General features: G+C 37.3%; 1 protein-coding gene. It reads left to right on the forward strand.

Annotated elements, in window-relative coordinates; genetic code table 11:
• The coding region (rpoB, locus tag BOW51_RS10665; protein ID WP_078477689.1) for a DNA-directed RNA polymerase subunit beta at positions 1–1,581 on the forward strand (1,581 nt) is incomplete at both ends.

The following is a 1,581-nucleotide window of genomic DNA, read 5'->3' on the forward strand; positions in this document are numbered from 1 at the left end:
TATTAACCAATGATGATATTATCAGTGTTATTAAGTTACTCATTAATATTAAAGATGGTAATGATTCTGTTGATGATGTTGATACGCTAGCTAATAGACGCGTAAGAGCAATTGGTGAGATGATTGAGAATCAGTTTAGAGTTGGCCTTGTTAGGGTTGAAAAAGTAGTTAGAGAAGGTTTAAATTTAGCTGAAACAGACGAATTAACGCCACAAGATTTAATTAATTCTAAGCCTGTATCTGCAGCAGTTAGAGAATTTTTTGGTTCTTCTCAGTTGTCTCAATTTATGGATCAAGTGAATCCTTTATCAGGCGTTACTCATAAACGTCGTATTTCTGCCTTAGGTCCTGGTGGATTAACTCGTGAGCGTGCTGGTTTTGAAGTACGTGATGTGCATCCTTCGCACTATGGTCGTTTGTGTCCAATTGAAACACCAGAAGGCCCTAATATTGGCTTGATTAATACATTGGCTGTTTATGCTAAAACAAACAGTTATGGATTTTTAGAGACGCCTTATCAAGTGGTTAAAAATGGTAAAGTGACTAAAGAGGTGGTTTATGTTTCAGCCATTGATGAAATCACACATACAATTGCACAAGTAAATGCAATAGTGAATGATAAGGGCAAGTTAATGAGCGATCTTATTTCTTGTCGCCATAAAAATGAGTTTGTTTTGGTAAATTCATCAAAAGTTACGTTAATCGATATTGATTCTAAGCAAATTGCATCGGTAGCAGCATCGCTCATTCCTTTCTTAGAACATGATGATGCGAACCGTGCACTCATGGGCTCAAATATGCAACGCCAAGCTGTTCCTGTGTTAAAAGCTGAAAAACCATTGGTTGGTACAGGTATTGAGCGTGTTGTAGCAACAGACTCTCGTGTTTGTGTGACTGCTAAACATTCTGGTGTGGTTGAGGCGGTAGATGCATCACGTATTGTTATTCGTGTAGATTCTAAGAAAACTAAAGCAAGTGAACTGGGTGTTGATATTTACAATTTGACCAAGTATTCACGCTCCAATCAGAATACTTGTATTAACCAAAAACCATTAGTTAAAACAGGTGACAAAATTTCTGCTGCTGATGTTTTGGCAGATGGTCCATCAACTGATATGGGCGAGTTAGCACTGGGTCAAAATATGAAAATTGCTTTTATGCCTTGGAACGGCTATAACTTTGAAGATTCAATTTTAATTTCAGAGAAGGTTATACAAGAAGATCGTTATACAACAATTCATATTGAAGAGTTAACTGCCTATTCACGTGATACTAAATTAGGTCCTGAAGAGATTACAGCAGATATTCCAAATGTTAGTGAGTTAGCACTAGCTAAGTTGGATGAAGTGGGTGTTGTTTATGTGGGTGCTCGTGTTAAAGGTGGCGATATTTTAGTAGGCAAGGTAACTCCTAAGAGCGAAACAGTGCTTTCTCCTGAGGAGAAATTACTCAGAGCTATTTTTGGCGAAAAAGCTAACAATGTTAAAGATTCATCATTACGTGTTGGCGCCTCTAAATCGGGTGTTGTTATTGATGTTCAAATATTTACACGTGATCGAGTGGAAAAAGATGATAGAGCAT

The sequence above is a fragment of the Solemya elarraichensis gill symbiont genome (genome assembly GCF_002021095.1).
Taxonomy (GTDB): Bacteria; Pseudomonadota; Gammaproteobacteria; order Chromatiales; family Chromatiaceae.